This is a genomic window from Streptomyces violaceus, from assembly GCF_036014075.1.
Classification (GTDB): Bacteria; Actinomycetota; Actinomycetes; order Streptomycetales; family Streptomycetaceae; genus Streptomyces; species Streptomyces violaceus.
This window is the reverse complement of sequence record NZ_CP107911.1, coordinates 7336190-7354524: the sequence shown is the minus strand read 5'-3', so window position 1 is coordinate 7354524 and position 18335 is coordinate 7336190. Positions and strand designations below refer to the sequence as shown.

The following is an 18335-nucleotide window of genomic DNA, read 5'->3' as shown; positions in this document are numbered from 1 at the left end:
CGACTCGTCAGTGCGGGCTGATCGTAGGGGCGCGTACATGACGGGTGGGAGACCCCGGGCGGAACACGCGGGTGACGCCGGATGTCGTAGTGGCTGGTGGGGGCGGTGAACTGACGATTCGTCGTATCCCGTTCGATTCGGTGCGGCGGTTCTGGGAACGCGTCCGGTGCGTCCGAGGCGATGTCCGTCACACCATGGCGGCCGGGTTACACACCGCCGACGACACGCCACCGCAGGTAAACACGCGTCAACAGTGCGTAAGGCCTCGGTTAAGTCGCCGTGCCCGATGTGCGCGACCCCCGGGGCCACGAGTATCGTCCTCACCTGCACATACTCATACAGATTCCCTTGACACCGGAGGGTCCGTTGTCCCGCTTCGCGCTCATCAAGGCAGTGCTCGGTCCGGTCATGCGCCTGATGTTCCGCCCACAGGTGGAAGGTGCGGAGCACATTCCCGGCGACGGTCCGGTCATCCTGGCCGGCAACCACCTGACGTTCATCGACTCGATGATCCTGCCGCTGGTCTGCGACCGGCAGGTCTTCTTCATCGGCAAGGACGAGTACGTGACCGGGAAGGGCTTCAAGGGCCGGCTGATGGCCTGGTTCTTCACCGGCGTCGGCATGATCCCTGTCGACCGCGACGGCGGCCGGGGCGGGGTCGCCGCGCTGATGACCGGGCGCCGGGTGCTGGAGGAGGGCCAGGTCTTCGGGATCTACCCGGAGGGCACGCGCTCGCCTGACGGCCGGCTGTACCGGGGGCGTACCGGCATCGCCCGGCTCACGCTGATGACGGGCGCGCCGGTGGTGCCGTTCGCGATGATCGGCACGGACCGGCTTCAGCCGGGTGGGGCGGGTCTCCCCCGTCCGGGGAAGGTCACCGTGCGGTTCGGTGAGGCGATGGAGTTCTCCCGGTACGAGGGGATGGACCGGGACCGCTATGTGCTGCGGGCCGTGACGGACTCGGTGATGAGCGAGGTCATGCGGTTGTCCGGGCAGGAGTACGTGGACATGTACGCCAGCAAGGCCAAGGAAGCGGCGTAGTTCTCCTGTGTCAGGGGCGTGGGGCAGGGGCATCGCGCCCCGGCCCCACGCCCCTGCCGGCTTGTTCTGCCGTCAGTGTCCCGCCCCGCTTTCGAGCCGCTGCCCCCGCAGCAGGAACCACGCCGCCACCGCCGCGGCCAGCAGGACCACCGCGCCGACGCCGGCCGCCAGTGCCAGGCCGTCGACGAAGGACGTGCGGGCCGCGTCCAGCATCACCGCTGAGCTGTGTGCGGGCATGCTCGCGGCCGCCTCGACGGCACCGCCGAGTGACTCGTGGGCCGCGGCCGGGGTGCCCGCCGGGCCGTTGAAGTCGCGGTAGACGCCGGTCACGATGGAGCCGAGCACGGCGATGCCGAGGGCCGCGCCGAGTTCGTACGCCGTCTCGGACACGGCGGAGGCCGAGCCCGCCTGCTCCTTGGGCACGCTGGAGAGGATCACGTCGGCGGTCACCGTGAAGGAGAAACCGGCACCGACCCCGACGACCAGCAGCGCGGTCCCGAGCAGCGGATAGCCGGTGGACTGGCCGATCACCGTGAGCGCGGCCAGCGCGAGGCCGATCGCCGCGAGGCCCCCGGCGACGACGGCCCGCACCGAGAAACGGCGGGCGGCACGCCCCGCCATCAGACCGGCCGCCACCGCGCCGATCGCGGCCGGCAGTTCAGCCAGGCCCGCCTCGAACGGGCGCCTGCCCTGGACGAGTTGCAGGTACTGGGAGAGGAAGAACACCAGCCCGGACAGGCCGAGAATGGTCAGCAGGTCCGCCAGCACGGCCCCGCTGAAGCCGCGGTGGCGGAACAGCCGCATGTCCAGCAGCGGGGCGGGGAGCGTGAGCTGGCGGCGTACGAACCCGTACAGGGCGGCCGCGCCCAGCAGACCGGCACCCAGGGTGGCCCACGCGAAGCCGTGTGTGGCGGCTTCCTTGACCGCGTACACGACACCGACCATGCCGACCAGCGACAGCACGACGCTGACCAGGTCCCAGGGTCCGGCATGCGCGGTCCGCGACTCGGGCAGCAGCTTGATCCCGACAAGGACCAGGACCGCCATCACGGGCAGGTTGATCAGGAAGACCGAGCCCCACCAGAAGTGCTCCAGCAGGAACCCGCCGACGATCGGGCCCACGGCCGTGCCGGCGGAGGCGGTGGCGCCCCAGATGCCGACGGCGAGACTGCGTTCGCGCGGATCGTGGAAGAGGTTGCGGATCAGCGCGAGCGTGGCCGGCATCAGGGTGGCGCCGGCGACGCCCAGCAGCGCCCGCGCGACGATCAGCATCTCGGGGGTGGTGGCATAGGCGTTGAACACGGATATCGCGCCGAACGCCGTGGCACCGATCAGCAGGATCCGCTTGCGGCCGATGCGGTCGCCGAGGCTGCCCATGGAGACGAGCAGACCGGCGATGACGAACGAGTAGACGTCGCCTATCCACAGGAGCTGTGTACCGGAAGGCTTCAGGTCCTCGCTGATATAGGGGGTCGCGAGACCGAGCACGGTCGCGTCGACGGCCACCAGCAGCACGGCGAGCACGAGGACGCCGAGGGCGAGCCAGCGGCCCGGGCGCTTCACCGCCTCGGTCGCTTCCGCCGCCGGCAGGGTGCTGGTCATGATTCCTCTCTCCGTAGTGCGCCGCCGAGCAGCAGCTCGACGATCATGTGCTGGAAGTCCTTGGGGGCGCCCTTGCCGCTGTGCACCATCCAGGCGCCGGAGGCCATCAGGCCGTAGAGCGCCTCGGTGAGCCAGGCGGGGGTGAGGTCGATGCGGAACTCGCCGCCGAGCTGGCCGCGCCGGAACAGGGCGGAGATCCGGTCGTCTATCAGGGTCCAGCCCGCGTTCAGCTCCTCGCCCTCGAACAACTGGTTCTCGGAGTAGAGGAACGCGAGCAGTCCGGCGACGGGCTCGATGGCCCCGACCAGCCGGCGTACGGCCTCACTCGCCGTGCCCTCCTCCAGCCGGGCCGCGTCCAGCGCGGCCTCGCACTCCGCGATGCCCAGCGACTCCAGCGCGCGGACGAGGACGTCACGCCCGGCGAAGTGGCGGTGCAGGGTGGCGCGGCTGATCCCGGCGGCCTTGGCGACCTCGTCCATGGTCGCGGTGGATTTACGGGTCAGCAGGGCCGCGGCAGTGCGCAGCACGTGGTCAGGATCGACAGCCATGAGACGAGCATAGCCCAGATGAGACACTGATGTCTCATGCTGGGCATGCGTGACTCACGGCCGGCGGTTTACGGAGAGGTGATGCTCAGTGCTCAGTGCTCAGTACTCAGTGCCAGGGCAGCTGCCCGCGCCGCTCCCAGTACGCGTGCGGTTCCTCGACCAGCGTGGCGAGGCGGGCCAGCTGGGCGTCGTCGAGGTCGACGACCGCGGCGTGCAGGTTCGAGGCGAGCTGGTTGGTGGTGGCCGCGCCGGAGAGGACCACCCCGGCCCAGGGCTGCCGCAGGATCACGGCCAGGGCGACGGCGTCGCAGCCCAGTCCGGCCTCCTCGGCGACCTCCCTCATGGCGTCCGGGGCGTGCGGCCCGGCGAGCCTGCCGTTGGCCATGCCCTCCTTGACGATCACGGTGAGCCCGACGTCGTGCGCCTCGGCGAGTGCGGTCGCGGCGGAGGTCTCCAGCGCGTTGTACGTGGACTGGACGGTACGGAAGAGGGGTTCGCCGTCGACCGTCACGGCGAGGGCGGCGCGGATCGCGTCCGCCTGGGCGGGACCGCTGGTGGAGAAGCCGATCGTGAGTCCCTGGGCCGCGGCCTCCGCGAGCTTCGCGTGCAGTTCCTTGTCGGTGAGGGCCGGGCTGTCGGGGGTCACCGAGTGGATCTGGTAGAGGTCGAGCCGGTCGCCGAGCAGGGCGTCGCTCTCCGCGCGCTGCCGTTCGTAGGCGGGCAGGGCGTGGTCCTTGACCTCGTGGCGATCGGCGTCGGTGGACCAGTCGGCGGTGTAGGTGTAGCCCCATTTGCTGCCGACGACGATGTCGTCGAAGGCGGGCCTCGCCTTGAGCCAGTCGGCGAGGAACTCCTCCGAGCGGCCGTAGGAGCGGGCCGCGTCGAAGTAGCGGACGCCTTGGGCGTAGGCGGCGTCCAGGAGTTCGTGTGTGCGGTTGCGGAGCGTCTCGACGCTTCGGTCGTCTCCGAGGTCTTCGTCCCGGCCGAGGTTGATGTAGCCGGGGCGTCCGACTGCGGCGAGACCAAGACCGATGTGGCATGTGGGGGTGGTTGCTGTGGCCAGGCGGGCGAAGGGCATCGCGGGCTCCGTTCGGTCGGCTGCGGCTTTCGACCAACGTAACCCCCGCGATGACCTTCGCCTGAGAGCTCTGGTCTTGCTGTGTTGGGGCGGGTGCGGGTTGTGTGTGGCTTGTCGCGCAGTTCCCCGCGCCCCTTAGAGGTGCGTTTCCCTCAGGCCTGCTTCTTGGCCACTGCCCACTCGTGCTGGACCGCCACGTCCGCCTTCACCTCCGCCAACTGGGCGGCGACCGCGCTCGGGGCCGTGCCGCCCCTGCCGTTGCGGGAGGCCAGGGCGCCGGGGACGTTGAGGACGGTGCGGACCTCGGGGGTCAGGTGGGAGGAGATCTTGGCGAACTGGTCGTCCGTCAGGTCGTCCAGTTCCTTGCCCTCCGCCTCGGCGACCTTCACGCACTCGCCGGCGACCTCGTGGGCGACGCGGAACGGGACGCCCTGCTTGACCAGCCACTCGGCGATGTCCGTGGCGAGGGAGAACCCGGCCGGGGCCAGTTCCTCCATGCGCTCGCGGTGGACCGTGAGCGTGGCCATCATGCCGGTGAAGGCCGGCAGCAGGACCTCCAGCTGGTCGATGGAGTCGAAGACCGGCTCCTTGTCCTCCTGGAGATCGCGGTTGTACGCGAGGGGAAGGGCCTTGAGCGTGGCCAGCAGGCCCGTCAGGTTGCCGATCAGGCGGCCGGACTTGCCGCGGGCCAGCTCCGCGATGTCCGGGTTCTTCTTCTGCGGCATGATCGACGAGCCCGTCGAGAACGCGTCGTGCAGGGTCACGAAGGAGAACTCCTTCGTGTTCCAGATGATGACCTCTTCGGCGATCCGGGAGAGGTTGACCCCGATCATCGCCGTGATGAAGGCGAACTCGGCGACGAAGTCGCGGGAGGCCGTGCCGTCGATGGAGTTGCCGGCGGAGCCGTGCTCGAACCCGAGGTCCTTCGCCACCGCCTCCGGGTCCAGGCCCAGGGAGGAGCCCGCCAGGGCGCCCGAGCCGTAGGGCGACACGGCCGTGCGCGCGTCCCACTGGCGCAGCCGCTCCGCGTCCCGGGAGAGGGACTGGACGTGGGCCAGGACGTGGTGCGCGAACAGGACCGGCTGGGCGTGCTGGAGGTGCGTACGGCCGGGCATCGCCACGTCGGGGTGGGCCTCGGCCAGGCCGATCAGAGCGTCCTGGAGCTCCGCGATCAGGCCGCCGACGACCCGGGCGTGGTCGCGCAGGTACATCCGGAAGAGGGTCGCGACCTGGTCGTTGCGGGAGCGGCCCGCGCGCAGCTTGCCGCCGAGGTCGGGGCCGAGCCGCTCCAGCAGGCCGCGCTCGAGCGCGGTGTGCACGTCCTCGTCGGCGATGGTGCCGACGAAGGAGCCGTCGGCGACGTCCGCTTCGAGCCGGTCCAGGCCTTCGAGCATCCTCGTCAGCTCGTCGTCCGTGAGCAGCCCGGCCTTGTGCAGCACGCGCGCGTGCGCACGCGAACCGGCGATGTCGTACGGCGCGAGCCGCCAGTCGAAGTGGACGGACGCGGACAGCTTCGCCAGGGCCTCGGCGGGACCGTCGGCGAAACGGCCGCCCCAGAGCCGGACATCACCGCTGTTGCTGCTCACTTGCGTTGCTCCTAGAGGGGTGTGGATGTGACGCAGACCTTTATACGCCCAGGCCAGGTCGCGTGAATGCCTACGCCAGGTCGCGCTTCGCCGCGATCTTCGACGACAGGCTGTAGATGTCGATGAAGCCCTTGGCCGCGGACTGGTCGAAGGTGTCGCCCGTGTCGTAGGTCGCGAGGTTGAAGTCGTACAGCGACTGCTGCGAACGCCGGCCGGTGACGACCGCGCGGCCGCCGTGCAGGGTCATCCGGACGTCCCCGGTGACATGCTGGTTCGCCTCGTCGACGAAGCCGTCCAGGGCGCGCTTGAGCGGGGAGAACCACTGGCCGTCGTAGACCAGCTCGCTCCAGCGCTGCTCTACGCCGCGCTTGTAGCGGGCGAGTTCGCGCTCGACGGTGACGCTCTCCAGCTCCTGGTGGGCGGTGATCAGGGCGATCGCGCCCGGAGCCTCGTACACCTCGCGCGACTTGATGCCGACGAGCCGGTCCTCGACCATGTCGATCCGGCCGATGCCCTGGGCGCCGGCGCGCTCGTTGAGCTGCTGGATCGCCTGGAGGACCGTGACGGGCCTGCCGTCGAGGGCGACCGGGACGCCCGCCTCGAAGGAGATGACCACCTCGTCCGGCTCCCGGGCGAGGGCCGGGTCCTGGGTGTACTCGTAGATGTCCTCGATCGGCGCGTTCCAGATGTCCTCGAGGAAGCCGGTCTCGATGGCGCGGCCGAAGACGTTCTGGTCGATGGAGTACGGCGACTTCTTGGAGGTCGCGATCGGCAGGCCCTTGGCCTCGCAGAAGGCGATGGCCTTGTCGCGGGTCATGGCGTAGTCACGGACCGGGGCGATGCACTTCAGGTCGGGGGCGAGGGCGACGATGCCGGCCTCGAAGCGGACCTGGTCGTTGCCCTTGCCGGTGCAGCCGTGGGCGACGGTGGTGGCGCCGTGCTTCCGGGCGGCGGCCACCAGGTGCTTGACGATCGTCGGCCGGGACAGGGCGGAGACCAGTGGATAGCGGTCCATGTAGAGGGCGTTGGCCTTGATCGCCGGGAGGCAGTACTCCTCGGCGAACTCGTCCCTGGCGTCCGCCACCTCGGCCTCGACGGCACCGCAGGCGAGCGCACGCTTGCGGATGACGTCCAGGTCCTCGCCACCCTGGCCGACGTCGACCGCGACCGCGATGACCTCGGCGCCCGTCTCCTCAGCGATCCAGCCGATGGCGACGGAGGTGTCAAGACCGCCGGAGTAGGCGAGTACGACGCGCTCGGTCACGGGTTCTTCCCCTCATACTGCGAACACTGACATGCATGAGTATGCAGAGCACTGCATGATTCGTCAATCCAGCTCCGGGCGAGAATCGGTTTTTGGCCAGGCCTAGAAGAATTTGAAGATCCTTTGAACGCGGGAAACCGCTTACCCGTACCTCTCGCCGAACGCAGGCGCCGCGTTTCGCACACCGAGGACCCCCCGTTCCCCCGACCCCTAGTGAGGCATCCGCATGTCCAGGGCTCTTCCGAAGTACAACAAGCGTCGCGTCGCGTTCATCGGCGGCGCCGCCGCGGTGGCACTGTCCGGCACGGTGATCGCCGGCTTCGCCCTCGCCGGGGAGACGCCCGAGAGCGGCGGGACGAACGCCCGGACGCTGGCGAGTCCCGGCACCATCTCGTGCCCGGACGTCACCGGGCAGCTTCCCGCGGTCCCCGCCTCGGCGCAGGCCGAGGTCGACCGCAACCTGGGGGATCTGGACACCCAGATCCAGGAGGCCAACAAGCGTCTCGTCGACACCGTCGGCCAGGGCGGACCCAACTTCGTCCAGAACGCCATCCTCGGCCCGCTCGAGGACAAGCGCGTCGCCGCCCTCAACCGCATCGAGACCGCCATCGGCCGTGCCGCCGAGAAGCCCGAGGGCCTCGAGGCCTTCGCCGCCTGCCAGCTCAACGCCGACGGCGGCGCCGGGACGGGCGAGGCAGCGGGAGGCGAGGCGGGCGCCGGTGAAGAGGCCGGTGCGGGTGCCGAGGCCGGTGCCGGTGCGGAAGCGGGTGCGGGCGCCGAGGCCGGTGCCGGTGCGGAAGCGGGTGCGGGCGCCGGAGAGGACGCGGGCGCGGGTGCGGGCGAGGCGGGGAACGCCGGGGCCGGCGCGATCAGCTGCCCGGACGTCACCGGGGAGCTTCCCGCGGTCCCCGCCTCGGCGCAGGCCGAGGTCGACCGCAACCTGGGGGATCTGGACACCCAGATCCAGGAGGCCAACAAGCGTCTCGTCGACACCGTCGGCCAGGGCGGACCCAACTTCGTCCAGAACGCCATCCTCGGCCCGCTCGAGGACAAGCGCGTCGCCGCCCTCAACCGCATCGAGACCGCCATCGGCCGTGCCGCCGAGAAGCCCGAGGGCCTCGAGGCCTTCGCCGCCTGCCAGCTCAACCAGTGAGGTGACAGGCGCCGTGGCCGCCCCGAGTGAGCGCCGGCCGGGGCGGCCACGGGCAGGCGTCTGAGCTCGGGATCCGGCAGAGGTGACCCGATCCCGTAATTCCTTAGACAGTCGAAAGACCTGCGCCCATAATCGTCTGACATGGGAAAGACTCATGAGCGCATAGAAGGCCGGCTCCGCTCGTTCATCGAGGCGCAGCCGGTCTTCTTCACCGCCACCGCTCCCCTGTCCGCCGACGGCACGGTCAACCTCTCCCCCAAGGGACTCAAGGGCTCCTTCGCGGTGCTCGACGAGCACACCGTCGCCTACCTCGACTTCGCCGGCTCCAACGCCGAGACCATCGCCCATCTGCGGGAGAACGGGCGGATCACCCTGATGTGGTGCGCCTTCCAGGGCCCGCCGAACATCGTCCGCGTGCACGGGCGGGGCGAGCCGGTCTTCCGCGACGACCCGCGCTTCCGGGAACTCCTCGCCCGCTTCCCGGACATCGACCCGGCTCAGCACGGCCTGCGCGCGGTCATCGTCGTGACGGCCGAACTCGTCCGCGACACCTGCGGCTACGCGGTGCCCTTCATGGAGTACGAGGCGGACCGCGATCTGCACGGCAAGCGTTTCGCACGCGAGGACGACGCCTCGCTCGACGCCTACTTCACCAAGAAGGAGCACATCGCGACCAGCCTGGACGGACTACCCGGGCTGCCGTTGCCGCTGCCTCCCTCTACGGTCTGAGACATGCGTCCAGGTGCCGTCGCCCTCGCCGTCTCCTCCCTCCTCGCGCTCGGCGCCGGGCCGCCCGACCGGGCGGCGCCCCTGCCGGACCGGATGGCGGACACCGGCGGCGGCACCCAGCTGATCACCGCGGTGGCCCCGGAGCGGGCCTCCACCACGGGCACGGTCACCTGGTGGGACCTCAGGGGCCGGCGGTGGGTGAGGACCGGCTCCGCGCCCGCGCGCTTCGGAGCGAACGGACTCGTCGAGGGCACCGCCCGCAAGCAGGGCACGGACACGACACCCACGGGCCTGTACGGACTGCCGTACGCCTTCGGCATCAAGGCGGCACCGCGCGGGACGGCGTACACCTACCGCCGGGTGCACCGGGACTCCTGGTGGTGCCAGGACAACGACTCCCGCTCCTACAACCGCTGGACCGAGCCCCGCGCGGCCGACTGCCGGGCCGCCGAGTCCGAGCAGCTGATCAGCTACCGGGCGCAGTACGCGCACGCGCTCGTCATCGACTTCAACTACGAGCGTCCCGTCCGGGGGCGTGGCGCGGGCATCTTCCTGCATGTCAACGGGCGGGGAGCGACGGCCGGCTGCGTCTCCGTGCCGAAGGACGCGATGCGGCGGATCCTCACCTGGGCCGACCCGGCGAAGCGTCCCCACATCGCCGTCGGGACGACGAGCGGGACCACCGCCGTCACACGCTACTGAGGCGGGGACGCCGCGCGGGCACGTGTGCGCGTTACCGCCGGTCACTCCCGTCCGCACTTGACTCGGTACGCGGCTGAACACTCCCGTGTCCCGGCACGTATCTGTGGGCCAAGGGTCAAGTCCCCACGGAGGAACCGTGACCACCACGCTCGCAGGCGGCCGTGCCGCCCGTCGCCAGACGATGCGCCGCATCCGCCCGCGCCGCTCCCCGGCCGTCCCGCTGCTGATCGCCCTGTGGGCGGGAGCGGCGGCCGTGCTGTGGCTGTGGTGGGACAACACACCGTCCCTCGCGGACACGACGAGCAAGATCCTGGCCGCGGGCCGGATCACCGGCCTGCTCGCCGGCTACCTCATGGCGCTGGTGGTGCTCCAGATGGCCCGGGTGCCCGCGCTGGAGCGACGGGTGGGCACCGACCGGGTCGCGCGCTGGCACGCCATGACCGGCCGCTACACGCTCTGCCTGGTCCTCGCCCATGTCTTCCTCACCATGTGGGGCTACGCCCTGCAGGCGGGCAAGACGCTCGGCGACATCGTCCAGCAGACGACCGACTCCATCAACCAGCTGCCGGACATGGGCAAGGCCGCCATCGGCACGGGCCTGCTGTTCCTCATCGGGATCCTCTCGATCGGCGGGGTCCGCCGCATGATCGGGTACGACACCTGGTACCACGTGCACCTGCTCACCTACGCGTCGGTGTACCTGACGTTCTGGCACCAGATCACGACCGGCAACGAGTTCGCCGTCGAGCCGACCGCGAAGACCTTCTGGTACGGGCTCTACGGCGTGGTGACCGCGCTGGTGCTCTGGTACCGGATCATCACCCCGATCCGCCTGAACCTGCGGCACCGTATGCGGGTCGAGGCGGTCATCGAGGAGACCCCGGGGATCGTGTCCGTGCTGATCGGCGGGCGCAAGCTGCACCGGATGGGCGCGGAGGCCGGGCAGTTCTTCCGCTGGCGGTTCAAGGCGCCCGGCATGCGCTTCAGCTCGCACCCGTACTCCCTGTCGGCGGCGCCCCGCCCGGACATGCTGCGGATCACCGTCAAGGCGATCGGCGACCACACCTCCCGGCTGCGCGAGCTCACGCCCGGTACCAAGGTGTGGGCCGAGGGCCCGTACGGCGCGATGACCGCGCAGCGCCGCAGCCGCGGCAAGGTGCTGCTGGTCGCGGGCGGTGTCGGCATCACCCCGATGCGGGCCCTGTTCGAAACACTGCCGGGCTCGTCCGGCGACATCACGCTCCTCTACCGCGCCAACAGCACCCAGGACCTGGCCCTGTGGGGCGAGCTCGCCAAGATCGCCGACGAGCGCGGCGCGCGGCTGATGTACGCGGTCAACAGCCCCGACGGGGAACGCCCCGACATCTCCGCGGAGTCCCTCCAGCGGAAGATCCCCGACGTCGACAACCACGACGTCTTCATGTGCGGGCCGCCCGGCTTCGCGCAGTCGGTCTACGAAGCACTGCGCGGCGCGGGAGTCCCCGCCCGCCGTATCCATCACGAGTCGTTCGAGATGTGAGCGACGGGACATCAACGGCCCTTCAGGAGCTTGAGAAACGATGAGGAAGAGTCACCCCGTCCGGCGTGCCGTGCTCGCCGGCGCAGCCACCGTCTCCGGGATCGTGCTGCTGCTGTCCATGAAGCCGGCCTCCGACCCGGGCGGTGCCCAGGCGGCCGGCGGCCAGGTCCCGCCCGCTGCGGCCGGGCAGGCGCCGCAGGGCGGCGTGAACGGCGCGGTCACCGGTGACGCGCAGCAGACGCAGTACGGCCCGGTGCAGGTCCGTCTGACCATGAGCGGCGGAAAGATCACCCAGGCCGAGGCGGTCCAGGCCCCCAAGGGCGGACGCAGCGACCAGATCACCGCCAGTTCGGTGCCCCGCCTCAACCAGGCGGCGGTCGCCGCGCAGAACGCGGAGATCGACGCCGTCTCCGGGGCGACGTACACCAGCGCCGGCTACAAGAAGTCCCTCCAGTCGGCACTGGACAAGGCCAAGGCCGCGGGCGGCGCCGCGCAGGGCTCGGGCAACGCCCAGACCCTCACCGGCGATGTCGCGCAGACGCAGTACGGCCCGGTCCAGGTCCGGGTCACCGTGGCCGGCGGGAAGATCACCAAGGCCGAGGCCGTCCAGGCCCCCAAGGGCGGACGCAGCGACCAGATCACCTCCTCCTCCGTCCCCCGCCTCAACCAGGCGGCGGTCGCGGCCGGCAACGCGCAGATCGACGCCGTCTCGGGCGCCACCTACACGAGCGCGGGCTACAAGAAGTCGCTTCAGTCCGCACTGGACAAGGCTCCGGCAGGGGGCGGCGGCGCCGCGCAGGGCTCCGGGCAGGGCTCCGGAGCGGGCGGCGCCCAGGCCAAGACGGTCACGGGCACCGCCGCGCAGACGCAGTACGGCCCCGTCCAGGTCCGTATCACCGTCGCGGGCGGGAAGATCACCAAGGCCGAGGCCGTCCAGGCCCCCAAGGGCGGACGCAGCGACCAGATCACCTCCTCCTCCGTCCCCCGCCTCAACCAGGCGGCGGTCGCGGCCGGCAACGCGCAGATCGACGCCGTCTCCGGGGCGACTTACACCAGCGCGGGTTACAAGCAGTCCCTCCAGTCGGCGCTGGACCAGGCCGGTGGCTGACACGGTGGCCGACTCCGCACAGGCTCCCGCCGCGGTACGTCATGTGGAAGAGACGATGGGGACCGTCTTCTCCCTCGACGTCCGCGGCGGGGAACCGGCCGCCGTGCGCGCGGCCCTGGACGAGGCCGTCGCCGGACTGCACCGCGTCGACGAGGTGTTCAGCACCTACCGCGAGGACAGCCAGATCGCCCGGCTGCAACGCGGTGAACTGACCGTCGCGGAGTGCGATCCCGAGGTCGCCGAGGTCCTGGAGCTGGCGGCCGAGGCGGAGCGGCTGAGCGACGGCTGGTTCAGCACGTCGTACCAGGGCCGCCTCGACCCGACCGGCATCGTCAAGGGCTGGGCGGTCGAGCGGGCGGCGCGTCGGTTGTCCGCGGTGCCGGGAGTGTGCGGGGTGAGCGTCAACGGCGGCGGCGATGTGCAGTTGCTCGGGGCGCCGGGGGCGCAGCGGCCGTGGCGGCCGTGGCGGGTGGGTGTGTCGGACCCGTTGCGGCCGGGGGGTCTCGCGGCCGTCGTCTCGGCGGCCGGGGTGGACGAGTTGTCCGTGGCCACGTCCGGTACTGCGGAGCGGGGCGCGCATATTCTCGACCCGCGTACGGGGCATGCGGCCGTGACCGACCTGGTCGCCGTGACCGTGGTCGGACCTCGACTGACGTGGGCGGACTGCTGGGCCACGGCGGCGTTCGCGATGGGGTCGCGGGAGGGACTGGCCTGGCTGGAGTCCCTGCCGGATGTCGAGGCGCTGCTGATCACGGCGGGTGACGAGGTGCGGTGCACTGGGGGGTTGGCGGCGCGGCTGGGGTAGCTTTGGGCTGAGGTCAGGGCGCTACGCTCACCCGCTGGCGGGGTGCCGCTGCGCCCACCCGTGCCGCCCTTAGCGGCACGATTGCCCGCAGCTAAGGCGCTTGGGGGCGCGGGGAACTGCGCGACGAGCCACAGTCCACCCGCACACAACCACCGGCATGAACCCCTACGGCGCTCAGTGCCCGTTCTGCGCCAGCCGGAGCAAGTGCTCGGCCAGCGCCTGCCCCCCGTCCGGCTCCCTGCTGATCAGCAGCAACGTGTCGTCCCCGGCGATCGTTCCCAGGATGTCGTGCAGCTCGGCCTGGTCGATCGCCGACGCCAGGAACTGCGCGGCCCCCGGCGGCGTACGCAACACCACGAGATTCGCCGAAGCCTCCGCGGAGATGAGCAGTTCCTGCGACAACCGCCGCATCCGATCCTCCTTCGCCGACCCGCCCAGCGGCGCCCGGGGCGTACGGAAACCGCCCTCGCTCGGCACCGCGTAGATCAGGTCACCGTCGGTGTTGCGGATCTTCACCGCGTTCAGCTCGTCCAGATCCCGGCTGAGCGTCGCCTGCGTGACGCTCAGCCCGTCGTCGGCGAGCAGCTTCGCCAGCTGGCTCTGCGACCGCACCGGCTGCCGGTTGAGGATGTCCACGATCCGGCGGTGGCGTGCGGTGCGGGTCTGCGGCACGGCGGACCCGTTCGCCCCCTGCTCGTGCTCCTGCGCCTGGCTCATCGTCGTCTCATTCTCCGGATCGTCCGTCCCCGCTGACTGCCTGGAGGATGCCGGGCAGCGCCCCGAGGAAGGCGTCCACCTCGTCGTCGCCGAGGTTCAGCGGCGGCATCAGCCTGACGACGTCCGGGGCGGGCACGTTCACCAGGAAACCGGCCTCCTGAGCCGCCTGGCGCACCTGGGGCGCGAGAGGCTCGGTGAGCACGATACCCAGGAGTAGGCCCGCGCCCCGGACAAAATCGATCAACTCGTGGCCGAGGCCTTCGATCCCGTCCCGCAACGTCGCGCTCTGCCGCTTGACGTTCTCCAGCAGCCCCTCGTTCTCGATGGTGTCGAGGACGGCGAGCCCGGCCGCGCAGGCGACGGGGTTCCCGCCGAACGTCGTGCCGTGATGCCCGGGCTGGAGCAGCTCCGCGGCCCGCCCGAAGGCGACGGTCGCGCCCAGCGGCAGCCCGCCGCCGAGCTGCTTGGCCAGGGTGACGACGTCGGGCAGGACACCCTCGTGGGCCTGGTACTCGAACCACTGCCCGGTCCGGCCGATGCCGGTCTGCACCTCGTCGAGGACGAGGAGCGCCCCGGTCGAGGCGGTGATGGCACGGGCGGCCTTGAGGTAGCCGGCGGGCGGGACGACGACGCCGAGCTCGCCCTGGATCGGCTCGATGATGACGAGCGCGGTCTCCTCGGTCACCGCGGCGGCCAGTGCCTGCGCGTCGCCGAAGGGGACGTGGGTGACGTCGTCGGGCAGCGGCAGGAACGGCTCCCGCTTGCCGGGCTGGCCGGTCATCGCCAGGGCGCCCATGGTCCGCCCGTGGAAGGCGCCCTCGGTGGCCACCACATGGGTCCGCCCGCTCAGCCGGCCGATCTTGAAGGCGGCCTCGTTGGCCTCGGCGCCGGAGTTGCAGAAGAAGACCTTGCCGTCCCGGCCGAAGAGGCGGAGCAGTCGCTCGGCGAGGGCGACGGTCGGCTCGGCCATGAAGAAGTTGGAGATGTGGCCGAGGGAGCCGATCTGGCGGCTCACGGCCTCGACGATCGCCGGGTGGGCGTGGCCGAGGGCGTTGGTGGCGATGCCGCCGACGAAGTCGAGGTAGGAGGTGCCGTCGGCGTCCCAGACGCGGGTGCCCTCGCCGCGTGCCAGGGGCAGCAGCGGAGTGCCGTAGTTGTTCATGAGCGCGCCTTGCCACCGCGCGGTCAGTTCCTGATTGCCCGCGACATTGTTCACGGCGTTGTTCACGACTCCCCCTGTTCGCCCGGTCCCTCGGGCTTCTCGTCGGGCACGACCATCGTGCCGATTCCCTCGTCGGTGAAGATCTCCAGCAGGATCGAGTGCTGGACACGGCCGTCGATCACGCGGGCGGTGGTCACGCCGCCCCGTACGGCGTTCAGACAGCCCTCCATCTTCGGCACCATGCCGGAGGACAGGTCCGGCAGCAGCCGTTCCAGCTCGGAGGCGGTGAGGCGGCTGATCACCTCGTCGCTGTTCGGCCAGTCCTCGTAGAGCCCCTCGACGTCCGTGAGGACCATGAGGGTTTCGGCGCCCAGAGCAGCAGCGAGTGCCGCAGCCGCCGTATCAGCATTGACGTTGTAGACATGCCCCATATCACTGTCGTCCTGGGAGCGTGCGATCGAGGAGACGACCGGGATACGGCCGTCGGCGAGCAGGGCCTCGATCGCGCCCGTGTCGATCGCGGTGATCTCGCCGACCCGCCCGATGTCGACGAGCTCGCCGTCGATCTCGGGCTGGTGCTTGGTGGCGGTGATGGTGTGCGCGTCCTCGCCGGTCAGCCCCACGGCCAGCGGCCCGTGTTCGTTGAGCAGCCCGACCAGCTCCCGCTGGACCTGCCCGGCCAGCACCATCCGTACGACGTCCATGGCGTCCTCGGTGGTGACCCTCAGCCCCGCCTTGAACTCGCTGACGATGCCGTGCTTGTCCAGGGCGGCGCTGATCTGCGGGCCGCCGCCGTGCACGACGACGGGCTTGAGGCCGGCGTGGTGCAGGAACACCACGTCCTGGGCGAAGGCGGCCTTCAGGTCCTCGTCGATCATGGCGTTGCCGCCGAACTTGATGACGACGGTCTTGCCGTTGTGCCGGACCAGCCACGGCAGTGCCTCGATGAGGATCTGCGCCTTGGGCAGGGCGGTGTGCTTTCGCGTAGTACTCATGAGGAGTAGGCGCTGTTCTCGTGGACGTAGTCGGCGGTGAGGTCGTTGGTCCAGATGGTGGCGGTCTCGGACCCGGCGGCGAGGTCGGCGACGATGTGCACCTCGCGGTAGCGCATGTCGACCTTGTCGCGGTCCTCGCCGACACCGCCGTTCTTGCACACCCAGACGCCGTTGATGGCGACGTTGAGCCGGTCGGGCTCGAAGGCGGCCCGCGTGGTGCCGATCGCGGAGAGCACCCGGCCCCAGTTGGGGTCCTCGCCGTGGATGGCGCACTTGAGGAGGTTGTTGCGGGCGATGGAGCGGCCCACCTCGACGGCGTCGTCCTCGGTCGCGGCGTTGATCACCTCGACCTTGATGTCCTTGCTGGCGCCCTCGGCGTCCCGGATGAGCTGTTGGCCGAGGTCGTCGCAGACCTGGCGTACGGCCTCGGCGAACTCCTCGTACCCGGGGGTGACGCCGGCGGCGCCGGAGGCGAGCAGCAGCACGGTGTCGTTGGTGGACATGCAGCCGTCGGAGTCGACCCGGTCGAAGGTCGTCCGGGTGGCCGCCCGCAGGGCCTTGTCCAGGACGTCGTTCTCCAGGTCCGCGTCGGTGGTGAGGACGACGAGCATGGTGGCGAGGCCCGGGGCGAGCATGCCCGCGCCCTTGGCCATGCCGCCGACGGTCCAGCCGTCCTTGGTCACGACGGACGTCTTGTGGACGGTGTCGGTGGTCTTGATGGCGATCGCGGCCTTCTCACCGCCGTGCTCGGAGAGCTGGGCGGCGGCCGTCTCGACGCCCGGGAGCAGCTTGTCCATCGGCAGGAGGAGGCCGATGAGGCCGGTCGAGCAGACGGCGACCTCGATCGCGCCCCGGCCGAGCACCTCGGCCGCCTTCTCGGCGGTGGCGTGCGCGTCCTGGAAGCCCTTCGGCCCCGTACAGGCGTTGGCGCCACCGGAGTTGAGGACCACGGCGGACACCTGTCCGCTCTTCAGCACCTGCTCGGACCACAGGACCGGCGCGGCCTTCACACGGTTGGCGGTGAAGACGCCGGCGGCGGCGCGGCGGGGCCCGGTGTTGACCACGAGGGCCAGGTCGGGGTTGCCATTCTCCTTGATCCCCGCGGCGATGCCCGCCGCCGTGAACCCCTGTGCTGCCGTCACACTCACGGCGCAACTCCGATCGTCGTCAGTCCGGTGGTCTCGTCGAGACCGAGGGCGATGTTCATGCTCTGGACGGCACCGCCCGCGGTGCCCTTGGTGAGATTGTCGATGGCGCTGATCACGATGATCCGCCCGGCGGCCTCGTCGTACGCGACCTGCACCTGAACGGCGTTCGAACCGTAGACGGACGCCGTGGCGGGCCACTGCCCCTCGGGGAGCAGGTGCACGAAGGGCTCGTCGGCGTAGGCCTTCTCGTAGGCGGCGCGCACGGAGTCGGCCGTGACGCCCTCCTTCGCGGCAGCGCTGCACGTGGCGAGGATCCCGCGCGGCATCGGCGCCAGGGTGGGCGTGAACGACACGGAGACCGGCTCGCCGGCGGCCGCGCTGAGGTTCTGGGTGATCTCGGGCGTGTGCCGGTGCCCGCCGCCGACGCCGTACGGGGTCATCGACCCCATGACCTCGCTGCCCAGCAGGTGGGCCTTGGGTGCCTTGCCCGCGCCGGACGTGCCGGAGGCGGCGACGATCACGGCCTCGTTCCCGGCGAGCCCGGCGGCGTACGCCGGGAAGAGGGCCAGGGAGACGGCGGTCGGGTAGCAACCGGGCACCGCGACGCGCTTGGAACCCTCCAGCGCGGCGCGGGCACCCGGCAGTTCGGGAAGCCCGTAGGGCCAGGTTCCGGCGTGCGGCGAGCCGTAGAACCTCTCCCAGGCGGCGGCGTCCGTCAGCCGGAAGTCCGCGCCCATGTCGACCACCAGCACGTCCGGGCCGAGCCGCTCGGCGACGGCGGCGGACTGCCCGTGGGGCAGGGCGAGGAAGACGACGTCGTGGCCGGCGAGGACCTCGGGGGTGGTCTCCTGGAGCACTCGCCCGGCCAGGGGCAGCAGGTGCGGCTGGAGCGCACCGAGCTTCTGCCCCGCGTTGGAGTTGCCGGTGAGGGCGCCGATCTCTACCTCGGGGTGGGCCAGCAGCAGACGCAGCAGTTCCCCGCCCGCGTATCCACTCGCTCCGGCCACTGCCGCACGTACCGCCATGGAACCTCCTCCTTAGAGAGCATGACTATACGTTTCGCTGCACGTTTATGCAATCCCTGCTTTGTCCCGTGCATGACCGCGCCTACGGGAGATCATGGCAGGCGAGAGAGGTGCGGGCAGGGGCTCGGTGGCTGGAACGCGGCGTATGGAGCC

General features: G+C 70.8%; 17 protein-coding genes. 7 read left to right on the top strand and 10 right to left on the bottom strand.

The genetic code is table 11. The annotated features are described in order from the left end of the window. Window positions 1-366 precede the first annotated feature (366 nt). Entirely contained in the window at window positions 367-1041 is a 675-nt protein-coding gene (locus tag OG542_RS33095) for a lysophospholipid acyltransferase family protein (protein ID WP_189726505.1), read from the top strand. Window positions 1042-1113: 72 nt separating this feature from the next. Here the strand turns inward: OG542_RS33095 and OG542_RS33090 are convergent, their stop codons facing one another. The 5 genes from OG542_RS33090 to OG542_RS33070 all read right to left on the bottom strand — a co-directional run bounded on the left by OG542_RS33090 (window position 1114) and on the right by OG542_RS33070 (window position 7119). Beyond that, window positions 1114-2643: an MFS transporter gene (locus tag OG542_RS33090; protein WP_328415628.1), complete on the bottom strand. Its 1530-nt coding sequence runs from the start codon at window positions 2641-2643 to the stop codon at window positions 1114-1116. Beyond that, complete coding sequence (locus tag OG542_RS33085) at window positions 2640-3191, bottom strand: TetR/AcrR family transcriptional regulator (RefSeq protein ID WP_184597305.1); 552 nt, start codon at window positions 3189-3191, stop codon at window positions 2640-2642. The genes OG542_RS33090 and OG542_RS33085 overlap by 4 nt, the downstream gene beginning before the upstream one ends. 106 nt (window positions 3192-3297) lie before the next feature. Beyond that, complete coding sequence (locus OG542_RS33080) at window positions 3298-4269, bottom strand: aldo/keto reductase (RefSeq protein WP_328415626.1); 972 nt, start codon at window positions 4267-4269, stop codon at window positions 3298-3300. Between the two features lie 152 nt (window positions 4270-4421). Continuing rightward, window positions 4422-5855, bottom strand: coding sequence for an argininosuccinate lyase (argH, locus tag OG542_RS33075; protein ID WP_328415624.1), 1434 nt, complete (start codon window positions 5853-5855; stop codon window positions 4422-4424). Between the two features lie 70 nt (window positions 5856-5925). After that, on the bottom strand, window positions 5926-7119 hold the full coding sequence (locus tag OG542_RS33070; protein WP_184597308.1) for an argininosuccinate synthase: 1194 nt from the start codon (window positions 7117-7119) through the stop codon (window positions 5926-5928). 226 nt (window positions 7120-7345) lie between these two features. Between OG542_RS33070 and OG542_RS33065 the strand changes: the two genes are divergently transcribed. The 6 genes from OG542_RS33065 (at window position 7346) to OG542_RS33040 (ending at window position 13135) form a co-directional block, all read left to right on the top strand. Continuing rightward, window positions 7346-8272, top strand: coding sequence for a hypothetical protein (locus OG542_RS33065; protein WP_328415622.1), 927 nt, complete (start codon window positions 7346-7348; stop codon window positions 8270-8272). A 141-nt stretch (window positions 8273-8413) separates the two neighbouring features. Continuing rightward, window positions 8414-9001, top strand: coding sequence for a pyridoxamine 5'-phosphate oxidase family protein (locus OG542_RS33060; protein ID WP_328415620.1), 588 nt, complete (start codon window positions 8414-8416; stop codon window positions 8999-9001). Between the two features lie 3 nt (window positions 9002-9004). Next, on the top strand, window positions 9005-9703 hold the full coding sequence (locus tag OG542_RS33055; RefSeq protein WP_328415618.1) for a L,D-transpeptidase family protein: 699 nt from the start codon (window positions 9005-9007) through the stop codon (window positions 9701-9703). 136 nt (window positions 9704-9839) lie between these two features. Beyond that, window positions 9840-11222, top strand: a complete 1383-nt coding sequence (locus OG542_RS33050) for a ferredoxin reductase family protein (RefSeq protein ID WP_328415616.1) — start codon at window positions 9840-9842, stop codon at window positions 11220-11222. A gap of 40 nt (window positions 11223-11262) precedes the next feature. Beyond that, window positions 11263-12330, top strand: a complete 1068-nt coding sequence (locus tag OG542_RS33045; protein WP_328415614.1) for an FMN-binding protein — start codon at window positions 11263-11265, stop codon at window positions 12328-12330. After that, window positions 12323-13135, top strand: coding sequence for an FAD:protein FMN transferase (locus OG542_RS33040; RefSeq protein ID WP_328415612.1), 813 nt, complete (start codon window positions 12323-12325; stop codon window positions 13133-13135). The genes OG542_RS33045 and OG542_RS33040 overlap by 8 nt, the downstream gene beginning before the upstream one ends. Window positions 13136-13309: 174 nt before the next feature. Here the strand turns inward: OG542_RS33040 and OG542_RS33035 are convergent, their stop codons facing one another. The 5 genes from OG542_RS33035 to argC are packed head-to-tail and all read right to left on the bottom strand — an operon-like array spanning window position 13310 to window position 18182. Next, complete coding sequence (locus OG542_RS33035) at window positions 13310-13852, bottom strand: arginine repressor (RefSeq protein ID WP_328415610.1); 543 nt, start codon at window positions 13850-13852, stop codon at window positions 13310-13312. Between the two features lie 7 nt (window positions 13853-13859). Then, the gene (locus OG542_RS33030; protein ID WP_408057809.1) at window positions 13860-15080 is read right to left on the bottom strand and encodes an acetylornithine transaminase; all 1221 of its coding nucleotides are present in this window, start codon (window positions 15078-15080) and stop codon (window positions 13860-13862) included. Further along, the gene (argB, locus tag OG542_RS33025; protein ID WP_193480269.1) at window positions 15077-16009 is read right to left on the bottom strand and encodes an acetylglutamate kinase; all 933 of its coding nucleotides are present in this window, start codon (window positions 16007-16009) and stop codon (window positions 15077-15079) included. Before argB ends, OG542_RS33030 begins: the two co-directional genes overlap by 4 nt. Continuing rightward, a complete protein-coding gene (gene argJ / locus OG542_RS33020) occupies window positions 16006-17157 on the bottom strand; it encodes a bifunctional glutamate N-acetyltransferase/amino-acid acetyltransferase ArgJ (RefSeq protein WP_328415606.1) in 1152 nt (383 codons plus the stop codon). Before argJ ends, argB begins: the two co-directional genes overlap by 4 nt. Continuing rightward, window positions 17154-18182, bottom strand: a complete 1029-nt coding sequence (argC, locus tag OG542_RS33015; protein ID WP_328415604.1) for an N-acetyl-gamma-glutamyl-phosphate reductase — start codon at window positions 18180-18182, stop codon at window positions 17154-17156. Before argC ends, argJ begins: the two co-directional genes overlap by 4 nt. Window positions 18183-18335 lie beyond the last annotated feature (153 nt).

Coding starts and splice junctions, on each gene's coding strand:
- OG542_RS33090 (WP_328415628.1), bottom strand. CDS start 2,643: ATGACCAGCACCCTGCCGGCGGCGGAAGCGACCGAGGCGGTGAAGCGC.
- OG542_RS33085 (WP_184597305.1), bottom strand. CDS start 3,191: ATGGCTGTCGATCCTGACCACGTGCTGCGCACTGCCGCGGCCCTGCTG.
- OG542_RS33080 (WP_328415626.1), bottom strand. CDS start 4,269: ATGCCCTTCGCCCGCCTGGCCACAGCAACCACCCCCACATGCCACATC.
- OG542_RS33065 (WP_328415622.1), top strand. CDS start 7,346: ATGTCCAGGGCTCTTCCGAAGTACAACAAGCGTCGCGTCGCGTTCATC.
- OG542_RS33060 (WP_328415620.1), top strand. CDS start 8,414: ATGGGAAAGACTCATGAGCGCATAGAAGGCCGGCTCCGCTCGTTCATC.
- OG542_RS33055 (WP_328415618.1), top strand. CDS start 9,005: ATGCGTCCAGGTGCCGTCGCCCTCGCCGTCTCCTCCCTCCTCGCGCTC.
- OG542_RS33045 (WP_328415614.1), top strand. CDS start 11,263: ATGAGGAAGAGTCACCCCGTCCGGCGTGCCGTGCTCGCCGGCGCAGCC.
- OG542_RS33035 (WP_328415610.1), bottom strand. CDS start 13,852: ATGAGCCAGGCGCAGGAGCACGAGCAGGGGGCGAACGGGTCCGCCGTG.
- argB (WP_193480269.1), bottom strand. CDS start 16,009: ATGAGTACTACGCGAAAGCACACCGCCCTGCCCAAGGCGCAGATCCTC.
- argC (WP_328415604.1), bottom strand. CDS start 18,182: ATGGCGGTACGTGCGGCAGTGGCCGGAGCGAGTGGATACGCGGGCGGG.